This is a genomic window from Halorubrum sp. GN11_10-6_MGM (assembly GCF_005435165.1).
Taxonomy (GTDB): Archaea; Halobacteriota; Halobacteria; order Halobacteriales; family Haloferacaceae; genus Halorubrum.
The window spans coordinates 143,111-168,900 of sequence record NZ_SGUC01000001.1 but is presented as its reverse complement, the minus strand read 5'-3'; the positions used below and the strand labels follow the sequence as shown (position 1 = coordinate 168,900).

25 protein-coding genes and 1 tRNA gene are annotated in these 25,790 nt (G+C 71.2%); 11 read left to right on the top strand and 15 right to left on the bottom strand.

Translation table 11 applies throughout. The features are described from left to right. The first annotated feature begins 3 nt into the window (after positions 1-3). On the top strand, positions 4-270 hold the full coding sequence (locus tag EXE46_RS00815; protein WP_137686603.1) for a hypothetical protein: 267 nt from the start codon (positions 4-6) through the stop codon (positions 268-270). A gap of 39 nt (positions 271-309) precedes the next feature. On the opposite strand, the gene hisA is transcribed toward EXE46_RS00815, so the two are convergent. Together hisA and EXE46_RS00805 are read right to left on the bottom strand one after the other, a co-directional pair. Further along, on the bottom strand, positions 310-1,050 hold the full coding sequence (gene hisA, locus EXE46_RS00810) for a 1-(5-phosphoribosyl)-5-[(5-phosphoribosylamino)methylideneamino]imidazole-4-carboxamide isomerase (RefSeq protein WP_137686602.1): 741 nt from the start codon (positions 1,048-1,050) through the stop codon (positions 310-312). Positions 1,051-1,157: 107 nt separating this feature from the next. Further along, complete coding sequence (locus EXE46_RS00805) at positions 1,158-2,003, bottom strand: hypothetical protein (protein ID WP_137686601.1); 846 nt, start codon at positions 2,001-2,003, stop codon at positions 1,158-1,160. An 84-nt stretch (positions 2,004-2,087) separates the two neighbouring features. On the opposite strand from EXE46_RS00805, the gene EXE46_RS00800 reads away from it, so the two are divergent. From EXE46_RS00800 to EXE46_RS00785, 4 genes are all read left to right on the top strand, one after another. Then, on the top strand, positions 2,088-3,335 hold the full coding sequence (locus EXE46_RS00800; RefSeq protein WP_137686600.1) for a thiamine ABC transporter substrate binding subunit: 1,248 nt from the start codon (positions 2,088-2,090) through the stop codon (positions 3,333-3,335). 105 nt (positions 3,336-3,440) lie between these two features. After that, positions 3,441-5,240 carry an iron ABC transporter permease gene (locus tag EXE46_RS00795; protein ID WP_137686678.1) on the top strand — a complete coding sequence of 600 codons (1,800 nt, stop codon included), beginning with the start codon at positions 3,441-3,443 and terminating at the stop codon, positions 5,238-5,240. Next, positions 5,221-6,369: an ABC transporter ATP-binding protein gene (locus tag EXE46_RS00790; RefSeq protein WP_394348173.1), complete on the top strand. Its 1,149-nt coding sequence runs from the start codon at positions 5,221-5,223 to the stop codon at positions 6,367-6,369. The genes EXE46_RS00795 and EXE46_RS00790 overlap by 20 nt, the downstream gene beginning before the upstream one ends. A gap of 380 nt (positions 6,370-6,749) precedes the next feature. Then, a complete protein-coding gene (locus EXE46_RS00785; RefSeq protein WP_137686598.1) occupies positions 6,750-7,007 on the top strand; it encodes a hypothetical protein in 258 nt (85 codons plus the stop codon). Positions 7,008-7,058: 51 nt separating this feature from the next. Here the strand turns inward: EXE46_RS00785 and EXE46_RS00780 are convergent, their stop codons facing one another. Then, positions 7,059-9,455, bottom strand: coding sequence for an amino acid permease (locus tag EXE46_RS00780; protein WP_137686597.1), 2,397 nt, complete (start codon positions 9,453-9,455; stop codon positions 7,059-7,061). Between the two features lie 227 nt (positions 9,456-9,682). Here EXE46_RS00780 and EXE46_RS00775 point away from each other — a divergent pair, with 227 nt between their 5' ends. Beyond that, on the top strand, positions 9,683-10,792 hold the full coding sequence (locus tag EXE46_RS00775; RefSeq protein WP_137686596.1) for an alanine--glyoxylate aminotransferase family protein: 1,110 nt from the start codon (positions 9,683-9,685) through the stop codon (positions 10,790-10,792). 23 nt (positions 10,793-10,815) lie between these two features. Here EXE46_RS00775 and EXE46_RS00770 read toward each other — a convergent pair whose 3' ends face one another. The 3 genes from EXE46_RS00770 to EXE46_RS00760 form a co-directional block, all read right to left on the bottom strand. Further along, positions 10,816-11,112 carry a hypothetical protein gene (locus tag EXE46_RS00770; RefSeq protein WP_137686595.1) on the bottom strand — a complete coding sequence of 99 codons (297 nt, stop codon included), beginning with the start codon at positions 11,110-11,112 and terminating at the stop codon, positions 10,816-10,818. A gap of 84 nt (positions 11,113-11,196) precedes the next feature. Then, positions 11,197-11,496, bottom strand: a complete 300-nt coding sequence (locus EXE46_RS00765; protein WP_137686594.1) for a DUF424 domain-containing protein — start codon at positions 11,494-11,496, stop codon at positions 11,197-11,199. Next, complete coding sequence (locus tag EXE46_RS00760) at positions 11,497-12,429, bottom strand: tetratricopeptide repeat protein (RefSeq protein WP_137686593.1); 933 nt, start codon at positions 12,427-12,429, stop codon at positions 11,497-11,499. It abuts the gene before it with no gap. Positions 12,430-12,538: 109 nt separating this feature from the next. On the opposite strand from EXE46_RS00760, the gene EXE46_RS00755 reads away from it, so the two are divergent. Beyond that, the gene (locus tag EXE46_RS00755; protein ID WP_137686592.1) at positions 12,539-13,276 is read left to right on the top strand and encodes an SdpI family protein; all 738 of its coding nucleotides are present in this window, start codon (positions 12,539-12,541) and stop codon (positions 13,274-13,276) included. 93 nt (positions 13,277-13,369) lie between these two features. Beyond that, on the top strand, positions 13,370-14,032 hold the full coding sequence (locus EXE46_RS00750; protein WP_137686591.1) for a hypothetical protein: 663 nt from the start codon (positions 13,370-13,372) through the stop codon (positions 14,030-14,032). Positions 14,033-14,064: 32 nt separating this feature from the next. Here the strand turns inward: EXE46_RS00750 and EXE46_RS00745 are convergent, their stop codons facing one another. Next, a complete protein-coding gene (locus EXE46_RS00745; RefSeq protein WP_137686590.1) occupies positions 14,065-15,417 on the bottom strand; it encodes a M20/M25/M40 family metallo-hydrolase in 1,353 nt (450 codons plus the stop codon). 105 nt (positions 15,418-15,522) lie between these two features. On the opposite strand from EXE46_RS00745, the gene EXE46_RS00740 reads away from it, so the two are divergent. Continuing rightward, a tRNA-Lys gene (locus EXE46_RS00740) sits at positions 15,523-15,596 on the top strand. A gap of 186 nt (positions 15,597-15,782) precedes the next feature. Here the strand turns inward: EXE46_RS00740 and EXE46_RS00735 are convergent. From EXE46_RS00735 to EXE46_RS00700, 8 genes are all read right to left on the bottom strand, one after another. Continuing rightward, positions 15,783-16,604, bottom strand: a complete 822-nt coding sequence (locus EXE46_RS00735; RefSeq protein ID WP_137686589.1) for an alpha/beta fold hydrolase — start codon at positions 16,602-16,604, stop codon at positions 15,783-15,785. Between the two features lie 134 nt (positions 16,605-16,738). After that, positions 16,739-17,395, bottom strand: a complete 657-nt coding sequence (locus tag EXE46_RS00730; protein WP_137686588.1) for a lactate utilization protein — start codon at positions 17,393-17,395, stop codon at positions 16,739-16,741. A 422-nt stretch (positions 17,396-17,817) separates the two neighbouring features. Beyond that, a complete protein-coding gene (gene thsA, locus EXE46_RS00725) occupies positions 17,818-19,467 on the bottom strand; it encodes a thermosome subunit alpha (protein ID WP_137686677.1) in 1,650 nt (549 codons plus the stop codon). Positions 19,468-19,868: 401 nt separating this feature from the next. Next, entirely contained in the window at positions 19,869-20,411 is a 543-nt protein-coding gene (locus tag EXE46_RS00720) for a KH domain-containing protein (RefSeq protein WP_137686587.1), read from the bottom strand. A 103-nt stretch (positions 20,412-20,514) separates the two neighbouring features. Next, on the bottom strand, positions 20,515-21,555 hold the full coding sequence (rio1, locus tag EXE46_RS00715) for a serine/threonine-protein kinase Rio1 (RefSeq protein ID WP_241981478.1): 1,041 nt from the start codon (positions 21,553-21,555) through the stop codon (positions 20,515-20,517). A 92-nt stretch (positions 21,556-21,647) separates the two neighbouring features. After that, positions 21,648-22,202, bottom strand: coding sequence for a Holliday junction resolvase Hjc (hjc, locus tag EXE46_RS00710; RefSeq protein WP_137686586.1), 555 nt, complete (start codon positions 22,200-22,202; stop codon positions 21,648-21,650). Positions 22,203-22,291: 89 nt separating this feature from the next. Continuing rightward, positions 22,292-22,663 carry a rhodanese-like domain-containing protein gene (locus tag EXE46_RS00705; RefSeq protein ID WP_137686585.1) on the bottom strand — a complete coding sequence of 124 codons (372 nt, stop codon included), beginning with the start codon at positions 22,661-22,663 and terminating at the stop codon, positions 22,292-22,294. Between the two features lie 82 nt (positions 22,664-22,745). Continuing rightward, entirely contained in the window at positions 22,746-23,312 is a 567-nt protein-coding gene (locus EXE46_RS00700; RefSeq protein WP_137686584.1) for an NADPH-dependent FMN reductase, read from the bottom strand. 171 nt (positions 23,313-23,483) lie between these two features. Here EXE46_RS00700 and EXE46_RS00695 point away from each other — a divergent pair, with 171 nt between their 5' ends. Then, positions 23,484-24,905: a phosphoglucomutase/phosphomannomutase family protein gene (locus EXE46_RS00695; protein WP_137686583.1), complete on the top strand. Its 1,422-nt coding sequence runs from the start codon at positions 23,484-23,486 to the stop codon at positions 24,903-24,905. A gap of 141 nt (positions 24,906-25,046) precedes the next feature. Next, positions 25,047-25,790, top strand: coding sequence for a DNA polymerase sliding clamp (locus EXE46_RS00690; protein WP_137686582.1), 744 nt, complete (start codon positions 25,047-25,049; stop codon positions 25,788-25,790).

Genomic DNA, 25,790 nt, shown 5'->3' with positions numbered 1-25,790 from the left:
GCGATGGCGGACGCCGGCGGGGAGGGCGTCGACGGAGTTAGCGTCGACGGGGAGCGCGTCGACGGGACGAACGTCGCCGACGCGAGCGACGACGACGCCCCGGACGCGTACTGCGCCCGCTGCGGCGAGCCGCTCTCTCGGGGTCTCGTCGCGAGCCGGCAGCGCGCCTGCTGTCTCAACGCGACCCCCATCGCCGGCGTCTGCCCGACGCACGGGCCGGTCGGGCCGCACCACGCGGTCGACGGGTCGAGCGAGAGCGACGACGCGTGACCGGGATCGCTCGGGGGTTGGCGCTGTTCGCCGCCCGCGTCACCTCTCGTCGGCCGCGTTCTGCGCCTCCCGCAGCGTGAACTCGCCCTCGTACAGCGCGGTGCCGACGACGACCGCGGCCGCGCCGGCCGCCTTCAGCGCGACCACGTCGTCGACGCTCGCGACGCCGCCGGACGCGATCACGGGGACGTCCACGGCCTCGACCACGCTCGCGACCGCCTCGCGGTCGATCCCCTCCAGCTGCCCCTCGACGTCGACGTTCGTGAAGAGGATCGCGCCCACCCCCAGCTCCTCGTAGCGCGCCGCGGCCGCCGCCGGGTCGAGTCCGGTCCCCTCGGTCCAGCCCGAGACGACGACCTCGCCGTCCTTCGCGTCGAGGCTGACGACGACGCTCCCCGGATGCGTCTCGTCGATCTCGGCGACGATCTCCGGCGACTCGACCGCCGCGGTCCCGAGGATGACGCGGTCGAGGCCCATGTCGAGGAGCTCGCGCGCCCCTTCGGCGGTGCGGATGCCGCCGCCCAGCTGGAGGCCGGTGTCGTCGGGGACGCTCTCGACGACCGACTCGATCGCGTCCGCGTTGACGCGCTTGCCCTCGAACGCGCCGTCGAGGTCGACGAGGTGGAGCGTGCGCGCGCCCGCCTCGATCCACCGCTCGGCCGCGGCGACCGGGTCGCCGTAGCGTTTGCCCGTCCCGCGCTCGCCGCCGACCAGCTGGACGACCTCGCCGTCCTGAACGTCGACGGCGGGGATCACCTCGAACTCGGGGAAGTCGCTCATACGAGACGGGAGCCGGCGACGGCGATTAAACCGGTCGGTTCGGGCGGCGAGACGGGTACCAACGACCGGCGTTCAACGGAGCGGGAGCCCCGAGGGCCGTCGCCCGCTCACTCGACCGAGATGAGCAGCTGCGAGACGTCCACGTCGAAGTCGGCGGGGTCGGTCGCGAGCGCCGCGGCGGCGTCCTCGCCGGCGACCCGCGTCACGGCGCGCTCGGCGTCGACCCCGTCGGGAAGCGACCGGTCGAGGCGGGCGAGGACCGGCTCGGCCGGATACGCGCCGCCGGCGACGAGCACGTCGGTCCCGTCGTGCCAGACGCCGAGGCGGGCTCCGACGTCGAGGAGCCCGTCCACGTCGGCCGTCGAACCGCTCGGGAGCGGGAGGTCGCCGTCGAGCGCGAACTCGCCGGTCAGCCGCCACACGGTCGCGGTGTGGCCGGAGGTGACGGTGGAGATCCCCTCGTCGGCGACCGCGACGCCCGCGATCCCGGCGTCGCGGAGCTGCGCGCGGAACACCTCGGTCGCGGCCGCCGCCACCTCGCTCACGATTCGGTCTCGACCGACCTCGCCCGGGAGCCGATCGACCGCCGGCCGGAGGTCGAGCCGCGTCGCGACGAAGCGCAGGGGCGAGCCGGAGGGGTCGACCGTCTCGGCGAGCGCGTCCGCGACGGGGGCGTACTCGTAGGTTCGCGTGTGTTCGAGCGCCCGGACGGTGGTGACGCCGTACGACCGCTCGAAGACCACGCCCTCGGCGGAATCGGTTGCCCGCCAGTCCGCGATCCGATCGCTCGTCACCTCCGGCGCCGGTACCGGCCCGTCGCGCCCCCCGAGGCAGCCGGCGAGGGCGGTGACTCCGGCCGCCGCGGCCGCGCCCCCGGCGAGCAGCCGCCGCCGGGTGGTCGCCTCGGACCGGTCCGAAACCTCCGCGGAGCCGTTCGTCGGTCCCGCTTCCATACAAATTCGAGGGTCGCGACGGGGAAATCGGTGTCGCCGCCGACACGGATCGCTTATGTAACCACCGAGTACAACAACCGGGTGATGACCACCGACGACAGCGAGACGCGGCGGCGACCCGCCCGGTCACACACCCGACGACGCTTCTTGACCGCGACCGGCGCGGCGGGAGCCGTCGCGCTCGCCGGCTGTAGCGCCGAGCGCGTCGACGACGGGGGCGGCGACGGGACCGACGGCGGAAACGAGACGGACGGCGGGGACACCAACGGGGGAGACGGCGACGGGGGCGACGGCGGCGACGACGAGACGCCGACGCTGACGGTCGCCACGTACACGAACTTCATCGACGCGCCGTCCGTCAGCCCCGGCGAGTGGCTCAAAGAGGAGTTCGAGAGCCGGTACGACGCCACGCTGGAGTGGGCGACGCCGGACAACGAGGTGAACTACTACATCGAGCGCGCCGCTTCGGGGGCCGGGATCGACGCCGACCTCTACGTCGGTCTCACCACCGAGGACCTCGTGCGCGTCGACGACGAGTTGGACGGCGACCTCTTCGCCGAGGCGGGCGAGTTCGAGGGCCGCGACCGGGTCCGGTCCGGCCTCCGGTTCGACCCGTTCGAGCGCGCGGTCCCCTACGACACCGGCTACGTCAGCCTCGTGTACGACGGCACCGCGACCGAGGCGCCCGAGACGTTCGAGGGGCTGCTCGACGACGAGCACGCGGGCGCGCTCATCGCGCAGAACCCCGGCGGCTCCTCGACCGGTCGCGCGTTCCTCCTCCACACGATCGACCGGTTCGGCGACGGGGGCGTCGCGAGCGACGGCGACGGGGAAGCGGTCGAGGGCGCGGACGGCGACCCGGACTACGACTACCTCGACTACTGGGCCGACCTCCAGGCCAACGACGTGCGCGTGCTGGGGACGTGGGACGACGCCTACACCGCCTGGAGCAACGGCGAGGCGCCGATCGTGGTCTCCTACTCCACGGACCAGGTGTTCGCCGACATGGAGGGCGCGGACCTCGAAGAACACCAGATCCGCTTCCTGAACGATCAGGCGTACGCGAACCCCGAGGGGATGGCGGTGTTCGCCGACGCCGACGAGCCGGAGCTCGCCCGGGAGTTCATGTCGTTCATGTTGGAGCCCGAGGTTCAAGGCGAGATCGCCCAGCGCAACGTCGCGTTCCCGGCGACCGACGACGCCGAACTGCCGAGCGACTACGCCGAGCTGGCACAGGCGCCGGCCGACCCCGTGACGTTCTCGTACGACCAGCTCCGGGGGAACGTCGACGCGTGGGTCGAGGCCTGGGAGCGGCAGTTCGCCGGGAACTAAGCGCGTGGTCGACGAGAGGGCGAGCGCGTGACGGGAGCCGAAGACGACCGCGTGACGGGAGCCGAAGACGACCGGACGAGGGGGCGCCGCGGTCGCGCGGGGCGGCTGTCTCGCCTCCGGGAGGGCTGGCTGGCCCGCCTCCGGGAGAGAGTCGAGTCGCGCGCGCTGACCGCGCTCGCGGTCCTCACCAGCGTCGCGCTCGTCGCCGCCTTCTACTACCCGACCGCGACGGTCCTGATCGAGGCGGTCGTCGTCGACGGGGCGGTCACCCTCGGCGTCTTCGCCGACGTGCTGACCGACCCGTTCTACTTCGGCGAGCTGGCCCGGCTGCTGTCCGGCGAGTCGCCGGTCGCGGTCACGCGGTCGCTCGCCTCGCCCGACCGCCGGCTCGGGATCGTCGGCTTCACCGCGTATCAGGCGGCCCTCTCGACGGTCGCGAGCGTCGCCTTAGGCCTCCCGGCGGCCTACCTGCTCGCGCGCTTCGAGTTCCCCGGCCGGCGGACGCTGCGCTCGCTCACCATCGTTCCGTTCGTCCTCCCGTCGATCATGGTCGCCGTCGGATTCGTCGCCACGTTCGGCGAGAACGGAACGCTGAACGCCGCGCTGGCGGCGGTCGGGCTCCCCCCGGTCGATCTCATGTTCACCCTCGAAGCGGTGGTGATCGCCCACGCGTTCTACAACGCGCCGCTCGTCGCGCGCGTGACGACCGCGGCGTGGGAGTCGGTCGACGCGAGCGCGGTCGAGACCGCCCGGAGCCTCGGCGCCGGCCCGGTTCGCGCGTTCGTCGACGTGGTCGCGCCCCAGGTGTACCCCGCCGTGCTGACGGGGGCCGCGCTGACGTTCGTGTTCACCTTCGGCACCTTTCCGATCGTGTTGGCGCTCGGGGGGTTCGAGCTCGCGACCGTCGAGGTGTTCGTCTACCGGCTGGTGCGCGATCTGAGCTACGCCGAGGCGGCGGCGCTGGCGATCGTCGAGCTCGCGGTCTCGCTCGGCGTCCTGCTGGCGTACCTCCGGTACGAGGCCCGCAGCTCGACCAGCACGCGGGGGGCGCGCCCGCTCCCGCGGCGCCCGCTGGTGCCGCCGACGCCCTCGCTCCGAGAGCTCCTCCCGCGGGCCGGGCTGGCCGCCTACGCGGTCGTCGCCGGCGTCGTCTTCCTCGCGCCGATCGCGTCGATGATCCTCGCGAGCGTTACGGGCGGCGACGGCGCGCTCACGCTGGACCACTACCGGTTCCTCGTCGAGCGTCAGCAGACGGGGGCGGCGTTTCAGGTGCGGCCGTGGCCCGCGATCCGGAACTCGCTCCTCTTCGCGGCGGCCGCGACCCTGCTCGCGCTCCCGATGGGGGTCGTCGTCGCGGTGTTGACGACGCGGCGGTACCGCGGGCGGACGCTGGTCGACGCCGCCGCGATGGCGCCGCTGGCGGTGTCCGGGATAATCGTCGGCCTCGGGCTGCTCCGCGGGCTCGTGTTCGGGGTCGAGATCGCGGGGTGGCGGATCGCCGCGAGCGGCGCGGTCGCGATCGTCGTCGCGCACGCGGTCGCGGGCTACCCGTTCGTCGTGCGCACCGTCTCGCCCGGGCTCTCGGGGTTGGACCGGTCGCTCGTCGAGTCGGCGCGGGCGCTCGGCGCGTCGCGCGCGCGGGTGATCCGGGACGTGGAGCTCCCCCTCGTCTGGCCCGCGGTCGTCGCGGGCGCGGCGTTCGCGTTCGCGATCTCGATCGGCGAGTTCACCTCGACCGTGGTGCTCGCGACCGGCGCCGACGCGTACACGATGCCCGTCGCGATCGAACGGTTCATCGGGCGGCGGCTCGGACCGGCGACCGCCATGGGCGTCGTCCTCCTCGTCGTCACCGGGCTCAGCTTCGTCGTCATCGAGCGCCTCGGGGGTGAACACCGTGGGATCTGAGCGCGGGGACGCCGGGACGGATGCGGAGGACGACCCCGACGCCCCGGTCGCCGTCGAACTCGACGGCGTGACGAAGCGCTACGGCGACACGGCCGCCGTCGACGACGTGAGCATCCGGGTCCGCGAAGGAGAGTTCTTCACGCTCGTCGGCCCCTCGGGCTGCGGGAAGACGACCACGCTCCGCCTGATCGCGGGGTTCGAGGAGCCGACCGAGGGGACGGTCAGATTCGGCGGCGAGTCGGTCGCGGGCGTTCCCCCCGAGGACCGCGACGTCGGCGTCGTGTTCCAGAGCTACGCGCTGTTCCCGCACATGACCGTCGGCGAGAACGTCGCGTACGGCCTCAACTTCGCCGAGCCGCCGGAGGGCGTCACGCGCGACGAGCGCGTGGCGGAACTCCTCGAACTCGTCGACCTGCCCGACGCCGCCGACCGCGACCCCGAGAGCCTCTCTGGCGGGCAACAGCAGCGGATCGCGATGGCGCGGGCGCTCGCGCCCGGCCCCGACGTGCTCCTCCTCGACGAGCCGATGAGCGCGCTCGACGCGCGGCTCCGCGAGCGGCTCCGCGCCCAGGTCAAGCGCATCCAGTCCGAACTCGGCATCACCACGATATACGTCACCCACGACCAGGAGGAGGCGCTGGCGATCTCGGACCGCGTCGCGGTGATGAACGACGGCGCCCCCGAGCAGGTGGCTCCCCCGCGGACCGTCTACCGCGAGCCCGCGAGTCAGTTCGTCGCGGCGTTCGTCGGCGACAACAACGTGTTCGCGGGGCGCGTGGCCGACGCGACCGCCGAGGGCGAACTCGCGGTCGACGTCGACGGCGGCGACGAGACGCTCCGGGTGCGGACCGACCGCGGGGGCGACGCCGCCGCGCCGTCGGTCGGCGACCGCGTGACGTTCTGCGTCCGACCGGAACACCTCCGGGTCGCGGACGGAACGGCGGCCGTGACCGGGAACGCGCTGCGCGCGACGGTCGCCAGCGCAGAGTTCCTCGGCGAGACGACGCGCGTCACGCTCGACTGGGGCGACCGCGACCTCGTGGTTCGTGTTACCGACCCGATCGACGGCGCGGTCGCGGTCGGGTTCGACCCGAGCGACGCGCACGTGATCGACGTCGAAACGCGGTGAGCGACGGAGTCTGTTTATAGATGAAGTGCGGTGGCGCGTGCCTGCGAGCGGCCGGTAGGCCGCGAGGCAGCACGCGCGAGGGAGTCGGGCGCGGCAAGGGCGACCGAAGGGAGCCCGCAGAACGCGCCCGACGAGGCTGGGGAGGCGTGAGGCTGCGGTGCTGTGCGGGGCGGGACTCGAAGGGGCAGTCGTGAGGCGGGCGTAGACGACGCAAGAACCACAGCGAGGGAGTGAGACGACCGAGCGAGGACCGCAGCGAGTGTACGCCCGCCTCACGACTGGGGCTTCGGGCGTGGTCATGTCGATCGGCTATCTATAACTAGCGACAGCACCGTCACGGCAGCCGACACCCCTTACCCCGGCGAGACCCAACAGCACGTATGGCCTCCGAGTCGTGCGACGTCTGCGAGCGGTCCGTGCGGATCGCCGGCGGGATCGGCGACCTGTGGAACTTCGCGTTCGAGTCCACGCAGGGGCTGACGCTCGAACTCACCGACGGCTCGGAGTTCTTCCTCTGTTTCGACTGTATGGAGCGGCTGCCCGACGATCACGAACCGACCGCCGAGGACGTCGCCGACCTCCGCGAGCGGACCGACCCGGTCGAGGAGGACGGCAACCACTTCTGGCACTGGCGCTGACCCGGTCCCTCGCGAGCGTTCCCGACCGATCGAAAACCGAATCTCGCGGCGTCAGTCCGCCTTCGACTCCTCGTTCGCGCTCTCGCCGGCGTCCGATTCTCCGTCGATCTCGGGCGTCGAGGGTTCCGGTTCGACGCCGGTGTCCGCGGGGGTCTCCGCCGCGTCGGTGACCTCGTTCTCTCTCGCGCCGCCGCCGAACAGGCGACCGAAGAAGCCGCGGTCGCTGCGCTTCTCGGCGAGCAGGACGGAACACTCCACCTCGTTGAGCACGTCCAACACGAGCGAGCCGCTGACCAGCCGCGAGAGCAGGCCCTTCTCGGTCGCGCCGACGATGAGCATCGTTGCGTCGCGAGCGGTGCGCTCGATGCTGTCCTCCACGTCGCCGGTCTCGATCCGCAGCGTCGCGCCCGAGAGGTCGTGGGCGTCGGCCCACTCGGAGAGGAACGCGCGCCCCTCCGCCTCCTCGCCCGGCTCGGCGACGTGAAGCAGCGTGACCTCGCCGTCGAACTCCGTCTGGAGCATCTTCGCGACCGCGCCGGAGAGGTCCGAGGCCGGACCGCCGGCGGTCGGCACGAGGATGCGCGAGGGGTCGAACCCGCGGTCGCGGAACACGAGGAAGTCCGAGGGGAGCGAGTACCCCAGCTCGTCGATCGCGGACTCGGCGCGTCCGGGGGCGCCGTGGGAGTCCTCGCCCCAGCCCATCACGGTCATGTCGGCGCCGTAGGTGCGCGCGGCGTCGAACACCTCCTCGAACACGCGGTGCGAGAGCACGACGTGCGTCTCCACGTCGACGCCGAACGTCTCGGCGTCTTCGCGGGCCTGATCCAGCAGCCCGTGCGCCGCCTCGTGGGCGCCGCGGTCGCGGGCCGCCTCCAGCGAGGTCTGGTCGGGGACGTTCGCGATGTTGACCGCGACGACCGTCCCGTTCCGCTGCTTGGCGATGGCGGAGGCGAGCGTGATCAGGTGTTCCTCGGTCTTGGGGTTCGCGAGCGGCACCATCACCCGGTAGTCGTCACCGCTCGGCTGGACGGCGGTCGCCGCCGAGACGGCCTGCTCGGGAAGGTCCTCGGAGCGGTCCAGAATCCACGTCCCGAGGACGCCGCGCGACTCCACCTTCCCGCGGGCGTACAGCAGGTACCAGAGGACCGCGAAGGCGACGAGGCCCGCGGACAACAGGATGATCCGCGGCTCGATGTAGATTATCAGCGCGAACGACGACACCGCTCCGATGATCGGGACGACCGGGTAGAAGGGGACCTCGAAGTCCGGGTCGTACCCCTCGACCCCCGACTCGCGCATCACGATGAGCGCGAGGTTCAGCAGGCCGTACACGACGAGATGGAGCACCGACCCCATCGTCGACAGCGACTCGACGCTCCCGGCGACGAGGAAGAGGAGGATGAGCGCGCCGGTGAGCGCGATCGATTTATACGGCGTGCCGAACCGGTCGTGGATCTCGTTGAGCGACGGCGTGACGATCTTCTCGCGCCCCATCGCGAAGTTGATCCGCGACGACGAGAGGATCGACGCGTTCGCCGACGAGGCGGTCGCGAGCAGTCCCCCGATCAGGAGCATGCCGGCGCCGACGGCGCCCAGCGAGAAGCCGAACACCTCGTACTGACCGAACAGGAGCCGCGCGGCGTCGACGACCGCGGTCTCGTTGTTCGCGACGAGCTCGTTCGGCACCGCCGCGAGCAGCACGAGGAGGAACAGCGCGTAGACGACCGTGACGATCACGACCGACCCGAGCACCGCGAGCGGGAGGTTGCGCCCGGGGTCTTTGATCTCCTCGGCGACCGAGGTGATCTGGACGAAGCCGAGGTACGAGACGAAGATGATCCCCGTCACCGGCAGCACCTGACTGGTCGTGCCCGGCGGGGCGAGCGGCCGCAGCGACTCCATGTCGGCGTTGAGCAGGCCGACGACGGTGAAGACGGCGAGGATGCCCAGAAGCGACATCACGATGACGATCTGGAGCCCGCCCGTCTCCTTCGCGCCGAAGTAGTTGACCGCGATGAAAAGCAGCGCGCCGGCCAGGCCGATCACCTGCGCCGCCTCCAGCGTCACGAACCCGAGTCCGACCGGGTCGAGCCCGACGAGCGCGTTGACGTACTCGCCGAAGCCGTACATGTAGAACGCGGAGGCGAACGCGAGCCCGAGCCAGTTCGCCCACCCCGCGACGGAGCCGAACAGCGGCCCGAGCGCGCGGTTGACGTAGAAGTACGCCCCGCCGGACTTCGGCATCGCCGTCCCCAGTTCGGAGGCCGACAGTGCGGTGAACAAGGCGATCACGCCGCCGAGGACGAAGGTGAACGCCGCGAGCGGCCCGGCGCGCGCGACCGCGGTGCCGGGGAGGACGAAGATTCCGGCGCCGATCATCGTCCCGATCCCGATGGTGAGCGCCGCGAGCGGGCCGAGGTCCTTCGCGAGCTCCTCGTCGCCGCTCACGGCGGCCCACCTCGGGCGGTTGTGACTCTTCGGGCGTGTATCATACATCCTTTCGCGCCTCTGTTCGTATAAACCCGGCTGATCCGGCCGAGGGCGCCGTCTCCGGAAGTGAGCGCTGGGTTCGATGGTCGGAGAGCGCCCCCGTATCCGCTCCGCACCGCGCCTTTTGAACGTATCACAAGGTCCATACCCTCACGCGTCCCGGTACGATCCAACAGGTGGATTCCGTGACGAAGAAACGCGAATACCGCGACGACTACGACGAGAAGACGCTGTACATCCCCGGGCCGACCGAGGTCCGCGAGGACGTGATCGAGGCGATGGCCGAGCCGATGTTCGGCCACCGGATGGACCGGATGACGGACCTGTACACCACCATCGTCGAGGACACGAAGGAGTTCCTCGGCACCGACAACGAGGTCGTCATCCTCACCGGCTCCGGCACCGAGTTCTGGGAGGCGACGACGCTCAACCTCGTCGACGAGCGCGTCCTCGTCCCGACCTGCGGCGCCTTCAGCGAGCGCTACGCCAACGTCGCCGAGCGCCTCGGGAAAGACGTCGACCGGCTGGAGTACGAGTGGGGCGAGGCGGTCAAGCCCGAGGATGTCCGCGACGCCGTCGAGTCCGCCGACGGGAAGTACGACATGGTCGCCGGCGTGATGAACGAGTCCTCCACGGGCGTCCGGAACCCGATCGAGGAGATCGGCGACGTCCTCAAGGCGTACCCGGACACCTACTTCGCCGTCGACGCCGTCTCCTCGCTCGGCGGCGACTACGTCGACATCGACGAGCACGGGATCGACGTTATCTTCGCGTCGACCCAGAAGGCGTTCGCGATGCCCCCCGGGCTCGCGGTCTGCGTCGTGAGCGACGACGCCTACGACCGCGAGGTCGAGAAGGGCGACTCCTCGTGGTACGGCGGCTTCCGCCGAACCATCGACTACTACGACCGCAAGGGCCAGACCCACTCGACGCCCGCGATTCCGATCATGTTAGCGTATCGCAAGCAGATGAAGCGCATGCTGGCGGAGGGGCACCGCGCCCGCGACGAGCGTCACCGCGACATGATGGAGTACGTCCACGACTGGGCCGGCGAACACTTCGCGATGTTCCCCGAGGAGGGGTACGAGTCCCAGACGGTCGCCTGCATCGAGAACACGCAGGGGATCGACGTGGCCGGGACCATCGAGGAAGTGAGCGAGGAGTACGACATGGCCTTCTCGAACGGCTACGGCGACCTCGGCGAGGAGACGTTCCGGATCGGCCACATGGGCGAGCACACCGTCGAGAGCGTGAAAGAACTCACCGACGCCATCGAGGACGTCGCCGGCCTCTGATCGGGCGTCCGGTCGTCCCGGTGTCAGCCCTCGTCGCGGTCGGCGACGAGTTCGATACGGTAGATCTGCCCTCCCGCCGCCGTCCGATCGTTCCCCACGACGACGAACGCGTGGTCGCCGACGTCGACGATGTCGCCCGCGTCGAGCGGTTCGGTCGGGTCGTCGCCGTCGCTTCCCTCCTCCCCGGCGGCCGCGTCGACGGCGTCCGCGCCGACGCCGAGCGCGGCCTCTCCCCGGTCGATCGCGCGACGCCAGAAGGCGTCCGACGGCGCTCGCGGCCCCACCCGCGACGCCAGTTCGCTCCGCGTGAGTCGTCTCATCGGATTCGACTCATCGCGCGCGCCCTTAGCCGGTTCGGATCGCGCTCGGACGCCCGGCCGCGGGCGGCGAGTTAACGAGGGCCGCTACAGCCAGAGCAGCTGCGCGTGTCGCGTCTCCTCGAACTCCAAGACGGTCTCCTCGTCGACGAGGCCGGCCTCGACGGCGACGCCGACCGACTCGGTGCCGACGATGTTCGCGACCTGCGCGCGCTGAAGCCCCGCGACGACCTCCTCGGCGGTCGCCTCGACGGCGTCCTCGCCGCCGTAGAACTCCTCGTTCACGGTGAGCGTCACCGGTCCGTCCTCGTACGTCTCGCCGAGGCAGTCCGGGTCGCAGACGGAGACGAGCCGCCCCTCTGCGGTCTCGCGCTCGCGGAGGAGCATTTAAAAGCCCTCGGGCCCCTCGCCTTGGAGCTCCCGCTCCGGGCCCTCGGGTCCGCCGCCCTGCCCGCCCCGGCCGTCCCCCTGAGCGCCGCGGCCGCCGGCGCCGGGCTGCCCGCCGCGGCCGCCCTGCCGACCCTGTCCGCCGCGGCCGCCCTGCCGACCCTGCCCGCCCGGTCCGGGCGCCTGCCCGGTCTGCTCTTCGATCAACTGCTCTTCCGTCTCGCGGCGGAGCTCCTCGGCGCGGTCGGCCACCTCCTCGGCCTGCTCGTGGTCGCCTGCCTCTTCGAGGGCCCGCGCCTTTTCTTCGAGGACGCCCGCGTCGCGATAGCCGAGGCGGATCGCGTTGTCGAAGCATTTGACGGCGTCCTCGGCGAGCCCGCGCTCGACCAGCAGGAACCCGCGGTTGTACCACGCCTCGGCGAAGCGCGGGTCGGTCTCGACGGCGCGCTCCGCGTGTTCGAGCGCCTGTTCGCCCCGCCCCGACTCCCAGAGCGCGTACGCGAGGTTCGTCTCCGCGGTCGCCGCGTGTTCGGACTCCTCGTCGATGCGCAGCGCCTCCTGATACGCGCCGATCGCCTGGTCGAACTCCTCTAACTGCGCGTGGGCGGCCCCCTTGTTCACCCACGCCTCCTGGGCTTCGAGCGAGTCCTCCTCGGCGAAGTTGGCGGCGCGCTCGAACGTCTCCGTCGCCTCCTCGAAGCGGTTGATACCCATATACGAGAGGCCGACGTCGATCAGCTGCTCGACGTCGACGTCCTCGCTGCCGATGTTCCGGCGGTCCAGCTCCTCCGTCAGCACCCGCGAGTCGACGGGATCGACGCGGCTCGGGTCCTCGCCCAGCTCGGGCGGGTCCAGCGTGAACGCGTCGTAGTCGGCGTCGACGCCCTGCCCCGAGGAGAACTCGTGGCCGTCGTCGTCGCGCTCGTCTGTCATACGCCGTGATTGGCGGTCACGACGCGTAAGGGTTGCGTCGCACCGGGTCCCGCGGGTGAGCTTCTCACGGGAGGCCACTTTTACCACGACGGGACGCGTCTCGCCGCGCATGCCCTCCGAATCCCGACCTTCCACCCCCCGGCTCTCCACGCGGCTCCGGTTCGGCGTCGCGGCGCTCCTCGTCGCCGTCGGCGCCGCCGCCAGCCTCGCGGTCGCGCCGGAGCTCCCCGAGCGAATGGTGACGCGGTGGAACGGCCCCGGCGAGCCGACGGGAACGCTCCCGCGAACGCTCGGGCTGTGGCTCGTTCCTGGGCTCGCGGCCGGACTGGTCGGCCTGTTCGCCCTGTTGCCGCGGATCGACCCCCTCGGGGAGAACATCGCGGCGTTCCGGGTCCACTACGACCGGTTCGTGGTCGTGTTCACCGCGTTCCTCGTCGGACTCCACCTCGCCGTACTCGCCGTCAACCTCGGCTACGCGGTCGACGTGACGACGATCGCAGTGGCGGGCGGCGCCGCGCTGTTCTACTACCTCGGAGCGCTGTTGCCCCACGTCGAGCCAAACTGGTTCGTCGGAATCCGCACGCCGTGGACGCTCAGCGACGACGCCGTCTGGGAGCGGACCCACGCGCTCGGCGCCCGGCTGTTCAAGCTCTCGGCCGTGATCGCCGCGATCGGCCTCCTCTTCGGCGAGTACGCGGTGTACTTCCTCGTCGGCCCGGCCCTCGCGACCGCCGCGGTCACCGTCGCGTACTCGTACGTGGTGTACCGGCGGACGACGACCGCGGAAGGCGGCGGGGACGGCAGCGAGGGAACCGACGGCGACGCGGCGATCCGGGCCGAGAGGTAGGAGCGCTTCGACGGCCGGTCCGGACCGTCCGGCGTTCCGGCGAGTTCCGCCCCGGTGCCCGGCGTTTATATCCGCGGCCCCGAAGGGTGTGGTATGACCGAGGACTCACGCGCTGACCGGCGGTCCCCCGTCGGCGAGCCGGTGGTCCGGTCCGACCCGGCGGTGACAGGCGATCGGGCCGCGGACGCGGTGGGGTTCGACCCGAACGACCCCGACAGCGTCGCCGAGGCCGCGGAGACGGTGGGCCGCTTCGCGGCCGGCGACGTCGGCGACGGCGACAACGTGCTCATGCTGCGCGGCGCCGCCGCCTGCGCGGCGCTCGTCCGCGGCGTCGGGTCGTACAAGGAGGCGGCAGAACGGGCGGGAGAGGGCGTCTCAGTCGCGTTTATCCGCAAGTGGGCGCGGGTACACGACCTCCCGCAGGCGATCCGGCGGCAGGTCGCTAACGGGCGGATCGCGCCGAGCGCCGCGAAACACGTCGCGCGCCTCGGCGGACGAGACCGGTACCTGCTCGCGTGGGCGGCGATAGACGGCGACCTCACGGTGCGGGAGGTGCGCGCGATCGCGTCCGCGGTCAACGACGGCGCCGAGATCGAGGCCGCCGTCCGGGAGGCGGGCGTCGAACTCGGCCGACTTCAGGTCCAACTCCCGGCCGAGACGTACGTCGAACTGCGCCGCCGCGCCTCGATGGAGAACGTCGAGCCGAGTGCCATCGTCGCCGACGCGGTCGACGAACACCTCGACGACGATCGGTAGACAGCAGGGCCGAGGGGTCCGCGCTCCGCCGGCTACGCGGTGTAGTCGTTCGCGAAGCGCTCGGCGGCGGCGGCCACGGCGTCCCGTGCCGCGACGACCTCCGCCCACGCGATCGTCTCGTCCGGGTAGTGCGCCTCGTCGATGGTGCCGGGGCCGAACAACACCGCCGGGACCCCGGCCGCGACGAGGTGTCGCGAGTCCGCGCCGTACGTCGCGCCCCGCGCCTCGACGTCCGGGAGGCCGGTGGCGGCGAGGCCGGCGCGGACCGCCTCGACGACCGGCTCGTCGACGGCGATCTCGGCCGGCTCGAACTGGACGGAGAACCGCTCGAACCGGGGCGGGTGGTCGCGCAGCCAGGGGTCCGCTGCCGCGACCCGCTCCAGCCGCTCGCGGAACGCCGCCTCCACCTCGGTGACGGTCTCGCCGGGCGCGACGCCGATCCGGAACTCCGCTTCCAGCGTCGCCGGCACCGTCGAGGCCCACGAGCCGGCCTCGACGCGGCCGCAGACGACCGGCCACGGCACCGGGAAGCCCTCGTACAGCGGGTGCGAGACCGACTCGCCGCGCTCCGCCTCCAGCTCCGCGAACGCCTCCCGCACGGCCTCGAACCGAGGCAGGACGTCCTCGCCGCGCCAGCGGGTGGCCGCGTGCGCGCTCCGCCCGTCGATCTCCAGCCGCGCCATGAGCGACCCCTCGCAGGCGACGACGGGGCGCAGCTCGGTCGGCTCCGCGACGATCGCCGCGTCGCGCTCGAAGGGGTACGGACTCGCGAGCGCGGCGGTCGCCGCGCCGTAACCGCCGTCCTCCTCGCCGGCGACGGCCTCGACGACGAGCCTGAGGCCGGCGGGCGGGAGCGTGATCGACCCGTTCGCGACCCCCTCGCGGACGTCGACGGCGGCGCCGACGCAGGCCGCGAGCCCGGACTTCATGTCCGCCGCGCCGCGGGCGGTGAGGGTCTCTCCGACCCCGTCCCCGCCGGCGTCCGCGTCGGCGCTCCGGTCCGGGTCGTCGCGCCAGACCGGCTCGAAGGGGTCGCTCGACCACTCCGCGGGCTCCGCGGGCACGACGTCGAGGTGACCGTTCAACGCGAGCGTGGGGACCGGGTCGCCGTCGCTTTCGCCCTCGGCCGCGCTGTCGCCGTCGCCCGCACCGCCGAGTTCGAGGACGCCCGCGACGCTGCGCCGTCCCTCGACGGCCGCCGCGTCGAGGTCGTCAGGGAAGGAGGGGTGGGCGGCGAGGGCGGCGGCGTCGGCGTCCCAGGCGTACGTCTCGAAGCCGAGGTCGGCGAGTCGCTCCGCGACGAACGCGGCCGCGGTCGCCTCCTCGCCGGCGATCGAGCGGTGCCGGCAGAGGTCGGCGGCGAACGCGCGCATGTCGAACTCCATGCTCGCGCCGACGGCGGGGGCCGGGAAACCGTTTCGGGTGACTGCGGCGACGGCTACCGCGCTTCTAAACGTTTATCCGTCGCCTAATCCTACGACTGTTCGTCTGGGCCGGTAGCTCAGTTAGGGAGAGCGTCCGGCTTTTAACCGGACGGTCGGGGGTTCGAATCCCTCCCGGCCCGCTGTCACCGCCGCGAGCAAGTCGCGAGCGGCGGTGCCGTGCTGAGGGAGGGTTCGAACTAGGGAGCACGCAGCGCCGAGCGAAGCGAGGCGACCGTGCGAGTGGGGTTCGAATCCCTCCCGGCCCGTACACCGAACCGCCGAGCGACAGCGAGGCGGCGAGGGAACCGGCAGGAGGAGTTCGACCCTCACTCCGCCTCGCTGACCCACTCCAGCGCCGCTCGCCGCCGGTCGAGGAGCGTGCCGAGGTGGTCGGTCTCGGCGGTCTCGACCGTCCCGTCGAGTTCCCGGACGAGCGACCGCGCGGGCGACACCGGGGTGTTCTCGTCGCTCGTCCCGTGCCACGCGCGGACGGGGACTCCCGACGGCTTCGGGTCGAACGACGCGCTCGCGAACGCCCGGTTCTCGCGTTCGACCGCCCTCGCGCCCCGAGCGAGCGCCTCGTGGAAGTCGGCCGCCACCGCCTCGGCGACCGCGTCGGAGACGGACCGGTCGGTGTACTGCGAGACGACTGCGCCCGGTCCGGAGAGCGACGCGAACGCCTTCGAGAACCGGAACAGGGCACGCAGCGCGAACGGGACCGACGCGAGCGTCGCGAGGGGGTTCTCGGCCGGCGGGACGACGGTGCTCACCAGTCCGACCCGAGCGACTCGGTCGTCGCCGGCGGCCGCGAGCGCGAACGGGCCGCCCCCGGAGAAGCCGAGCGCCCCGGCCCGGTCGACCGACTCCGCGTCGAGGAGACCGCCGACGTCGTCCGGCCAGTCGCGCCACGACCAGTCGTCCGGGGGCGACGACGAGCGGCCGTATCCCGGGCGGTCGGGAACGAGGAGCCGAACGCCGACATCGGCTGCCGGCTCCGAGAGCAGCGCCCCGAACAGCCGCGAGCCGGGCGTTCCGTGGTGAACGACGGCCGCGAAGCCGTCCGGGTCGCCGCCGGTCGCGTACGACAGGGTGCGGCCGTCGGGGAGGGTACACGCGTCCGTCGAGAGCTCCGCTGGGTCGGGCGTCATGGTGGGACCTACGCGGCGGTTCTCGGAGGAGCGGAAAACGGATTTCGGTGTCGGGCGCTCAGCAGCGGAGACGCGGCGCTCGCGGTCGTCGAAACCGGGGGAAGAGAGGGGAACGGAAGCGTGAGGCGGCCCGCTCAGTAGCCGAGCTGCTCGCGCACGAGGACGAGCGTCGTCCGGCCCTCCTCGGTCTCGCGGCGGTAGACGAGCTGCTTCGCGATGGCGGACTCGACGCCGTACGCCTCCTGTGCGCGCTCGTTCTCCAGCGGGTACGCGACCGACTCCAGCCGGTCGAAGGCGTCCGAGAGCGACGGGACGATCTTGTTGATCCCGGAGACGATGACGACGTTGCCCGCGGCGAACGGGTACGCCCCGATCCGGCTGCCGGAGAGGTCGGCGGCGACGAGCTCGCCCGTCTGTGCGACCGCGTTGATGCCGCCGAGGAAGTAGTCCGCCGTCTGCGACTCGCGGCGCGCGGTCTGTCGCTCGGCGTCGTCGTCGATGCCCCAGATCTGGTCCGGCAGGCTCTCCCACTCGTGGTCGCCCTCGCTCAGGAACTCGTCGAACCCGATCTCTTCGAGCGTCGTCGAGTGCCCGTTCATCACCGAGACGCCCGCGGGGATCTGGGCGGTCACCGTCTCCAGCGCCTCGTCGGCGTCGTCGACGACGATCACGTCGAACCCGCGCTCTTCGAGGTTCGCGACCGTCTCCTCGACGGTCTCGTTGTCGGGAAGCGCGTCCAGTTCCTCGTCGATCTCCGTCTCGTCGGCGTAATCGGCTTTCTGCTGTGGCATGGTGAACGTGAGAACCTCGTCGGTAGATCGGAGGGTCGGGAGTCACTTAACCGCTCGCGGACGCCGCCGTCCGGTGGTTACGCGGGTGTTACCCTCGTGTTCTGCGAGCCGAATATGCGGGACGGTAGCGCGCGGCGCGGTCGAGGTGACCGCGGATGCGGTCGAACGGCGAGCGGGACGCTACGCGGATCGCGTCGTCGATAAAAATCGCAGATCGTCGAGGCCCGGTGGGGCGCGCGACGGTCAGTCGGAAGGCGGTTCGGTCGAACGGCTGCGGTCGGCGTGGTGAAGTCGTTACCCGAACTTCACACCTCGCGGGTCGCGTGCGCTCACGGGGCGACGCGCCCCGTTCGCTTCGAGGTCTTCCTGCGGTCGACCTCGCTCGCTCCCCGCTCGGTATCGAGGTTCTTTCAGAACCTCGCTTACATCGCGCCGCCCATGCCGCCCATGCCGCCCATGCCGCCCATGCCGCCGGGCGCGCCGCCGGGGCCGCCGTCGTCGCCGCCGTCGTCGGTGCCGCCGCCCTTGAGGTCACCGGCCGCGATGACGTCGTCGATGCGGAGGATCATGACGGCCGCCTCGGTGGCGGACTCGATGGCTTGGGTCTTGACGCGGAGCGGCTCCACGACGCCCTCGGCCTCCATGTCGATCACGTCGCCCGTGTAGGCGTCGAGACCGGCGCCGAACTCGCCGCCGTCGTGGCGGGCGCGGAGGTCGACGAGCGAATCGATGGGGTCGAGACCCGCGTTCTCGGCGAGGGTGCGCGGGACGACTTCCAGCGCGTCGGCGAACGCCTCGACGGCGAGCTGCTCGCGGCCGCCGACGGAGTCGGCGAAGTCGCGGAGCTGCAGCGCCAGCTCGGCCTCGGGCGCGCCGCCGCCGGGCAGGACCTTGCCGTCGAGCAGCGTCGTGCGGACGACGCCGAGCGAGTCGTCGATGGCGCGCTCGACCTCGTCGACGACGTGCTCGGTGCCGCCGCGGAGGATGAGCGTGACGGACTTCGCCTCCTCGACGTCCTCGACGAAGATGCGCTCGTCGCCGCCGATGTCCTTCTGGGCGACGGAGCCGGCGAAGCCGAGGTCGTCGGACTCGATGTCGTCGAGGTTGGAGACGACGCGGCCGCCGGTCGCGCGGGCGAGGCGCTTGAGGTCGTCGGACTTCGCGCGGCGGACGGCGAGGATGCCCTCCTGCGCGAGGTAGTGCTGCGCCATGTCGTCGATGCCGTCACCGACGAAGACGACGTCGGCGCCGACGTCGACGAGGTGGTCGACCATCTCGCGGAGCTGCGCTTCCTCCTGGTCGAGGAACTGCTGGAGCTGGTCGGGGTCCGTGACGTTGACCTCGGCGTCGATCTCCGTCTCCTTCACCTCGATGGCGCCGTCGAACAGCGCGACGTTGGCGTCCTCGACGGCGAAGGGCATGTTCTCGTCGACGCGCTCCTTGTCGACGATGACGCCCTCGACGAGCTCGGACTCGTCGATCGAGCTGCCGACGACCTTCTCGACGGAGACGTTCTCCGTGTCGATGCCGTCGTCGTCCTGAACCGCGAGGACGGCGTCGACGACGAGCTCGGCGAGGAGGTCCTTGGAGTTCTCCGCGCCCTTGCCCGTCATCGCCGTCTCGGCGATCTCGACGAGCGTGTCGCGGTCGTCCGCGGAGACCTCGATGGCCTCCTCGTCGAGGATCTCCTTGGCCTTCTCGGCGGCCTGACGGTACCCCTGCGCGAGGGTCGTCGCGTGGATGTCCTGGTCGAGGAGCTCCTCGGCCTGGTCGAGGAGCTCACCGGCGACCACGACCGCGGAGGTGGTGCCGTCGCCGACCTCCTCCTCCTGCGTCTCGCTTACCTCGACGATCATGTTGGCCGCCGGGTGATCGATGTCCATCTCTTTCAGGATGGTGACGCCGTCGTTCGTGACGACGACGGACCCGCCGGAGTCGACGAGCATCTTGTCCATCCCTTTCGGGCCGAGCGTGGTGCGGACGGACTCCGCGACCGCCTTGCCGGCCGTGATGTTCATGTTCTGGGCGTCCTTTCCGGAGGTTCGCTGCGACTCCTCGGAAAGTACGATCATCGGCTGGTTACCCATCCGCTGGCGCTGTGACATTACAGCCATTGATTGATTGTGATTCTATATAAACTCTTCGCTCACTTCGTGCGAAACCGCAACACGGGGGGCGGTAACAGAAGGTCATGTGGCTCGTTATCACGGGTGTTTATATAGAACGACAGCTCGGGCAGTCGGCGGTGGCTGTATATAAACAGACCGCGGTGCGGGGCGCGTGCCTGCGAGCGGCCGGCCGACCGGAAGGAGCCCGAAGCGACCGATGAGGCTGGGGTGTGGGGTGCTGTGTAGGGGCGGTCGAGTGGGGACTCGACTGGGGCTTCGAGGGCGGTCGCTGCGCACCGACTGCCAGCAGGTGGTTGTAAACAGAATCCGACGGCGCCGACCGCGATACCCGGATCGAGCGCCGGTTACTGCGGAGCGTTGAAGCTCACGTCGTCGTCGAGCTCGTTCGACATGCGCTCTAAGTAGGAGTACACCGCGCCGTGTGGCGCGCCGTCGAGCAGCATCCCGACCGCCCGGCGAACGACTTCCAGCTCCTCGGGCTGGCCCACCGCGCCCACGGTCGACCCGTAGACGACGACGTTCGCGCCCGACAGCTCCTCGATCAGTTCGCGCGTGCGACCGTTCTCACCGATGATCCGACCCTTCTTGCGCTGGAGGTCGTTGTCGTTGCGAGTGTGCTCCGAGAGGTCGATCAGGTCGAGCGTCCGGAGGTCGTGGTCGAGGATCGACAGCGCCGTCTCCGGCTTGAAGCCGCGGCCGATCGCCTTGATCACGTCCGGAGCCACCATGGCCGCCACGGGGTCGTCGCGCTCCTCGATGGCGACGCTCCCCGACTCCGAGTCGATGTCGAGCCGCACGTTCGCCTGCTCTTCGATCTCCCGCATCGTCTCGCCGCCGGCGCCGATGACGACGCCGATCCGGTCCTGCGGAACCGTCACGTGTTGCATACGACGAGATACCCGGCGAAGCCTTTTAAGAGTGTTCCGCCGCGGGCGGTGTGTGGCCGCATGACGGTGGTCTCCGGCCGCTTCCGGTCGAGGCGCCCCCGATCTACTCCTCGGACGCCCCGTCCGACTCTCGCTCCGAATCGTCCGACCCCCGCTCCGAGTCGCTCGACTCCCGCTCCGGATCGTCCGACCCCCGCTCCGAGTCGTTCGGTCCCTCGTCCGGCTCTCCAGTCGGGTCCGGCTCCGGCTCCGTCACGTACGCGCGGAGGTCGTCGGGGTCGACGTCGATCCCCTGTCGCGTGAAGAAGGCCGCCACGTTCTCGCAGTCGCGCGCTAAGAACTCCCCGGCGTTAGGGTGGTGAACGGTCACGGCCTGCCCCAGATCGATGATCACCAGCTCCCCCTCGTGGATGATCATGTTGTACTCCGAGAGGTCGCCGTGGATCAGGCCGGCGCGGTAGAGCCGGCGCATGTACTCGCGGACGACCTCGTAGGCGGTCTCGGGGTTCTCCACGTCGACCTCGCTCAGTCGCCGGGCGCGGTCTTCGGCGTGCCCCACGAGCTCCATCACGAGGACGTTCCGCTGGACCGCGAGCGGCTCGGGCACCCGGACGCCGGCCTTCCGCGCGCGTTCGAGGTTGGCGAACTCCTTGCGCGTCCACGCCAGCACGACCGCCTTCTTGTCGTTCGCGATCCCCTCGAAGCGCGGGTCGCCCTCCAGGTAGTCGCGCATCTGCCGGAAGTTCGAGGAGTTGATCCGGTACACCTTCACCGCGACCTCGCGCTCCGGCGTGACGCCCTCGGGGCCGCCGCCCGCCGCCTCGGAGCCCGGCTCCGGCCGCTCGCCCGCCCGCCCGCCGAGCGCCTCGAAGACGCTCGCCTCCTTCCCGGTCGACACCGGCCCGCCGAAGGCGTCGACGTAGCCGTCCTGGACCAGCTTGTACACCGCCGCGAGCGTGGCGTCGTCGAACACCGACTCCTGGAGCTTGAACTGCTCGGTGTCTTTGATCCGCTTGCGGAACTCGTCGAACTCGCGGTCCTGCCGGCGGGCGATCCGGTCGGCCTCGGTGTCGGAGACGTCGAGCTGCTCCCACTCGTCGCCGGGCTGGTCCGCCGGTTCGAGCAGGCCGAAGTCCTCGCTCATTCGTGGCAGGGTTCGGCGCCGCGAGGGATAAGCGAGGGGGTCGGCGACGCCGAGCCGGTCGCGCGACCGAAACGGGAACGATGCCCCGTCGGCTACAGCACGTCGAGCGCGTCCTCGACCGGCATGTGGCCGTCGCGGACGGCCTCTAGGATCGTCCGGCGCTCCTCCGTCTCCGGGTCGACCGCGTCGCCGTCGGCGTCGCGGCCGTCCGCGCTCACCTCCGCGAGCGTCACCTTCTCTGTCTCGCCGACGAACTCGGGGAAGTCGGTGCCGTCCGCGAGCGCTTTCTCCTTTTTCACCCGATAGGAGCCGGCGTCGGTGGTGTACAGGTCGCCCGGGTGGAAGAAGAACCAGTCCTCGCGGTCGAACCGCACCGCGATGCGCGCCTTCGCGCCGAAGTTGCGCGCGAAGAACAAAAGCGCCTCCACCTCCTCGCCGGTGAGGTAGATCGGGTCGCCCGCGCTCGACTTCGCCTCGATGGCGTAGAACGTCTCGCCGTCGCCCGCGAGCACGTCGGGGAGCTCCCGCTCGGTCGCGGAGCCGCTGGCCGGCGCGCGCATCACGGCGAACCCGGCCTCGTCGAGGGCGTTCACCAGCTCCCGCTCGCGGCGGTCCCCCTTCCGGTTAGCGGACACGGTCGTCGTCACCCGGTTCGGTCATACGCGTCGTAGCGGGGAGCCGGCCAAAAGCCCAGCGGGTCGGCGGCCTCGCCTCGGCGAACCCGTTCCGTCGCCCGTCACCCGCGGAGCCGCCACCACAGCGACCGGACCCTGTAACCGAGCGAGTTCCGCTCGTATCCGTTCCAGCCGCTCATTCCGCCGGCGAGCGTCGACGCCTCGTAGCCCGCCTCGTCGAGCACCCGCGTCGCGCGCTTGGCGACGATCCCCAGCTTACAGACGGTGACGACCTCCCGGTCGTCCGGGACCTCGTCGAGCCGACGGCGGAGCGCGTCGTCGTCGCCGCTCCGGAGGTCGTCGTACACCGGCAGGTTCCGGCTCGCGCCGATCGCGTCGCGCTCGTAGTCCGACTCGGGGCGGATGTCCAGCAGGAACGGCTCGTCGTCGGTGCCGAGGCGCTCGTCCAGTTCGTCCGGGCGGATGCGGCTCATTGGCTGGAGGTCGATCCCGCGGCGGAAATCCCTGCCGACCGCCTCGCGTCGAGGTCGCTCGTTACGCGTCGCTGACCGGGCGTTACCGCATTCGCTCGGCGTGTTCGAGGACGACCCAGCCGAGTCGCTCCGTGCGCCGCCGGATGTCGTCGTCGGTGATCCGCGGTCGGCCGTCGGTCTCGCCGGCGCCCCGGGCGGCCGCGCCGGTCTCGACCTTCGAGGAGGCGCCCTGAATCCCGACCTCGTGGGGGACCGTCCACGCGTGGACGTTCCGGAACGTCGACCGGAGGTGTTCGAGCGTGCCGCCGTAGGACCCCCCGCCCGCTGTCGCGAGCAGCCCGACGGCGGTGTTCGCGTACTCGTCGGAGCCGCAGAAGTCGTGGAAGTTCTTGAACGTCGACGAGTAGGAGCCCCGGTAGACGGGCGTGCCCGCGATGACGCCGTCGGCCTCGCGGACGCGGCGCTTCAGTGCTTCGCTGTCCCCCTGTGTGCCCTCGTCCGGGTGGTACAGCGGGAGGTCGACGGCGGCCAGATCGATCAGGTCGGTCTCCGCGCCGGCGTCGGCCGCGGCACCGAGCGCGACGCGGAGCGCGGCGCGCGTGGTGCTGTCCGCGCTCCGGCTGCCGGAGAGGGCGACGATTCGGGTCATAACCCGGGTTCGGGACGGGGCGACAAAAGCGCGGCCGATCGAGTTCGTCCGGAGCGACCGCTCACGGGAACGCGCCGCCGCGATTAGTTATAAACAACCGTCCGCGATCCGACCGCGCAAGGCTCGCGACCGACACCGGGCATTATTGTCCCGGCCGCCGACGTGGCCGATATGGACCAGATTGCCTTCGGCACGGACGGGTGGCGCGCGACGCTCGACGTCTTCACCGACGAGCGCGTGCGGATCGTCGGGCAGGCGGTGGCCGACCACCTCGACGCGGCCGGTCACGACGAACCGGTCGCGGTGGGATACGACGCCCGCGAGACCTCGGAGGGCTTCGCCGAGAGCCTCGCCGAAGTCCTCGCGGGCAACGGCTTCGACGTGATACTCCCCGAGCGCGACGCCCCGACGCCGGTGATCGCCCACGCCATCGTCTCTCGCGGGCTGGCGGGGGCGTGTATGGTCACCGCCTCGCACAACCCGCCCGAGTACAACGGCGTGAAGTTCATCCCGCACGACGGCGCCCCCGCGCTCCCGGACGTGACCGAGGACGTCGTCGACCGCCTCGCGGAGCCGGACCTCCTACCCGAGGCCGAGCGGGGCGAAATCGAGCGCGTCGACCTCGTGAGCGACCACGCCGACAAGGCCCGCGAGATAGTCGGGCGCGTCGGCGGCGGCGCGGGGGACGACGGAGAGAGCGACGCGGTCGACCTCTCCGGACTGACGGTCGCGTACGACGCGATGCACGGGAGCGGCCGCGGCGTCACCGACGCGCTCCTCGAATCCGCCGGCGCGGAGGTCGTCCGCCTGCGCTGCGAGCGCGACGTGACCTTCGGCGGCGACTCCCCCGAGCCGTCGGCCGAGCACCTCGAAGCGCTCGCCGAGCGCGTCACCGACCCCGACAGCGACGTCGACCTCGGGGTCGCCAACGACGGCGACGCCGACCGGATCGCGGTCGTCACGCCCGAGCGCGGCGTGCTCGACGCCAACCTCTTCTACGCCGCCTGCTACGACCGCCTCCTCGAAGCCGACTCGGGGCCGGCGGTGCGCACCGTCTCGACGACGTTCCTCGTCGACCGCATCGCGGAGGCGCACGGCGAGGAGGTGTACGAGACGCCGGTCGGCTTCAAGTGGGTCGCCGAGGCGATGGGCGAGCACGACGCGCTGTTCGGCGGCGAGGAGTCGGGCGGCTTCACCCTCCGCGGACACGTCCGCGAGAAGGACGGCGTCCTGATGGCGCTGCTCGCGGCCGCGACCCACGCCGCCGAGCCGTTCGACGAGCGCGTCGACCGCCTGCTCGACGAACACGGACAGATCGCGGCCGGCAAGGTGTCGCTCGACTGCCCCGACGACCGGAAGGAAGGCGTCCTCGACGAACTGGAGGACCACATCCCGGAGTCCGTCTGCGGCTCGCCCGTCGCGAAGGTCGTCACCCTCGACGGGTTCAAACTCCTCTTGGAGAGCGGGTCGTGGCTGCTCGTCCGCCCCTCCGGCACCGAGCCGAAGCTCCGGGTGTACGCCGAGGCCGACTCCGAGGACGCGGTCGACGACTTACTCGCCGAGGGCCGCGACCTCGTCGAACCGCTGGTCTGAGGTCGGAACGTCGGCGGCCGAGCGGGGTCTGCGGCGCCGCACTCGCCGTCGGCGTCGGCCGCCTCATCCGCTCGGTTTGAGCGTTTCCGTGCCGGTCCGATCGGGTGCCTTTTTAGGTGATACCGCCCTAGCCGAACGTATATGTTCAAGGCCATCGTGGGCGCGTCGACGTTTCAGGACGCGCTCGATTCGGTGAGCGTGTTGGTCGACGAGTGTAAGATCCGCCTGAACGAGGAGGAGCTCTCCATCCGCGCCGTCGACCCCGCCAACGTCGGCATGGTCGACCTCACGCTGGAGGCCGCCGCGTTCGAGTCCTACGAGGCCGACGGCGGCGTCATCGGCGTCAACCTCGCCCGCCTCGAAGACATCGCCGGGATGGCCAACTCCGGCGACCTGATCCACCTCGAACTCGACGAGGAGACCCGCAAGCTCCACATCGAGATCGACGGCCTGAGCTACACCCTCGCGCTCATCGACCCCGACTCGATCCGCCAGGAGCCCGACATCCCGGACCTCGATCTCGCCTCCGAGATCGTCGTCGAGGGCGCCCAGCTCGACCGCGGTATCAAGGCCGCCGACATGGTCTCCGACCACATCCGCCTCCGCGTCGACGAGGCCGACGAGGCGTTCTTCATCGAGGCCGAGGGCGACACCGACGACGTGGACCTCGAACTCACCCGCGAGGACCTCATCGCGCTCACCGCTGGCCCCGCCGACTCGCTGTTCAGCCTCGACTACCTGAAGGACATGAACAAGGCGATCCCCTCCGACGCCGAGGTCACCGTCGAACTCGGCGAGGAGTTCCCCGTCAAGCTTCACTACGGCTTCGCCGAGGGGCTTGGGAACGCAACGTATATGCTAGCCCCCCGTATTCAGAGCGAGTAA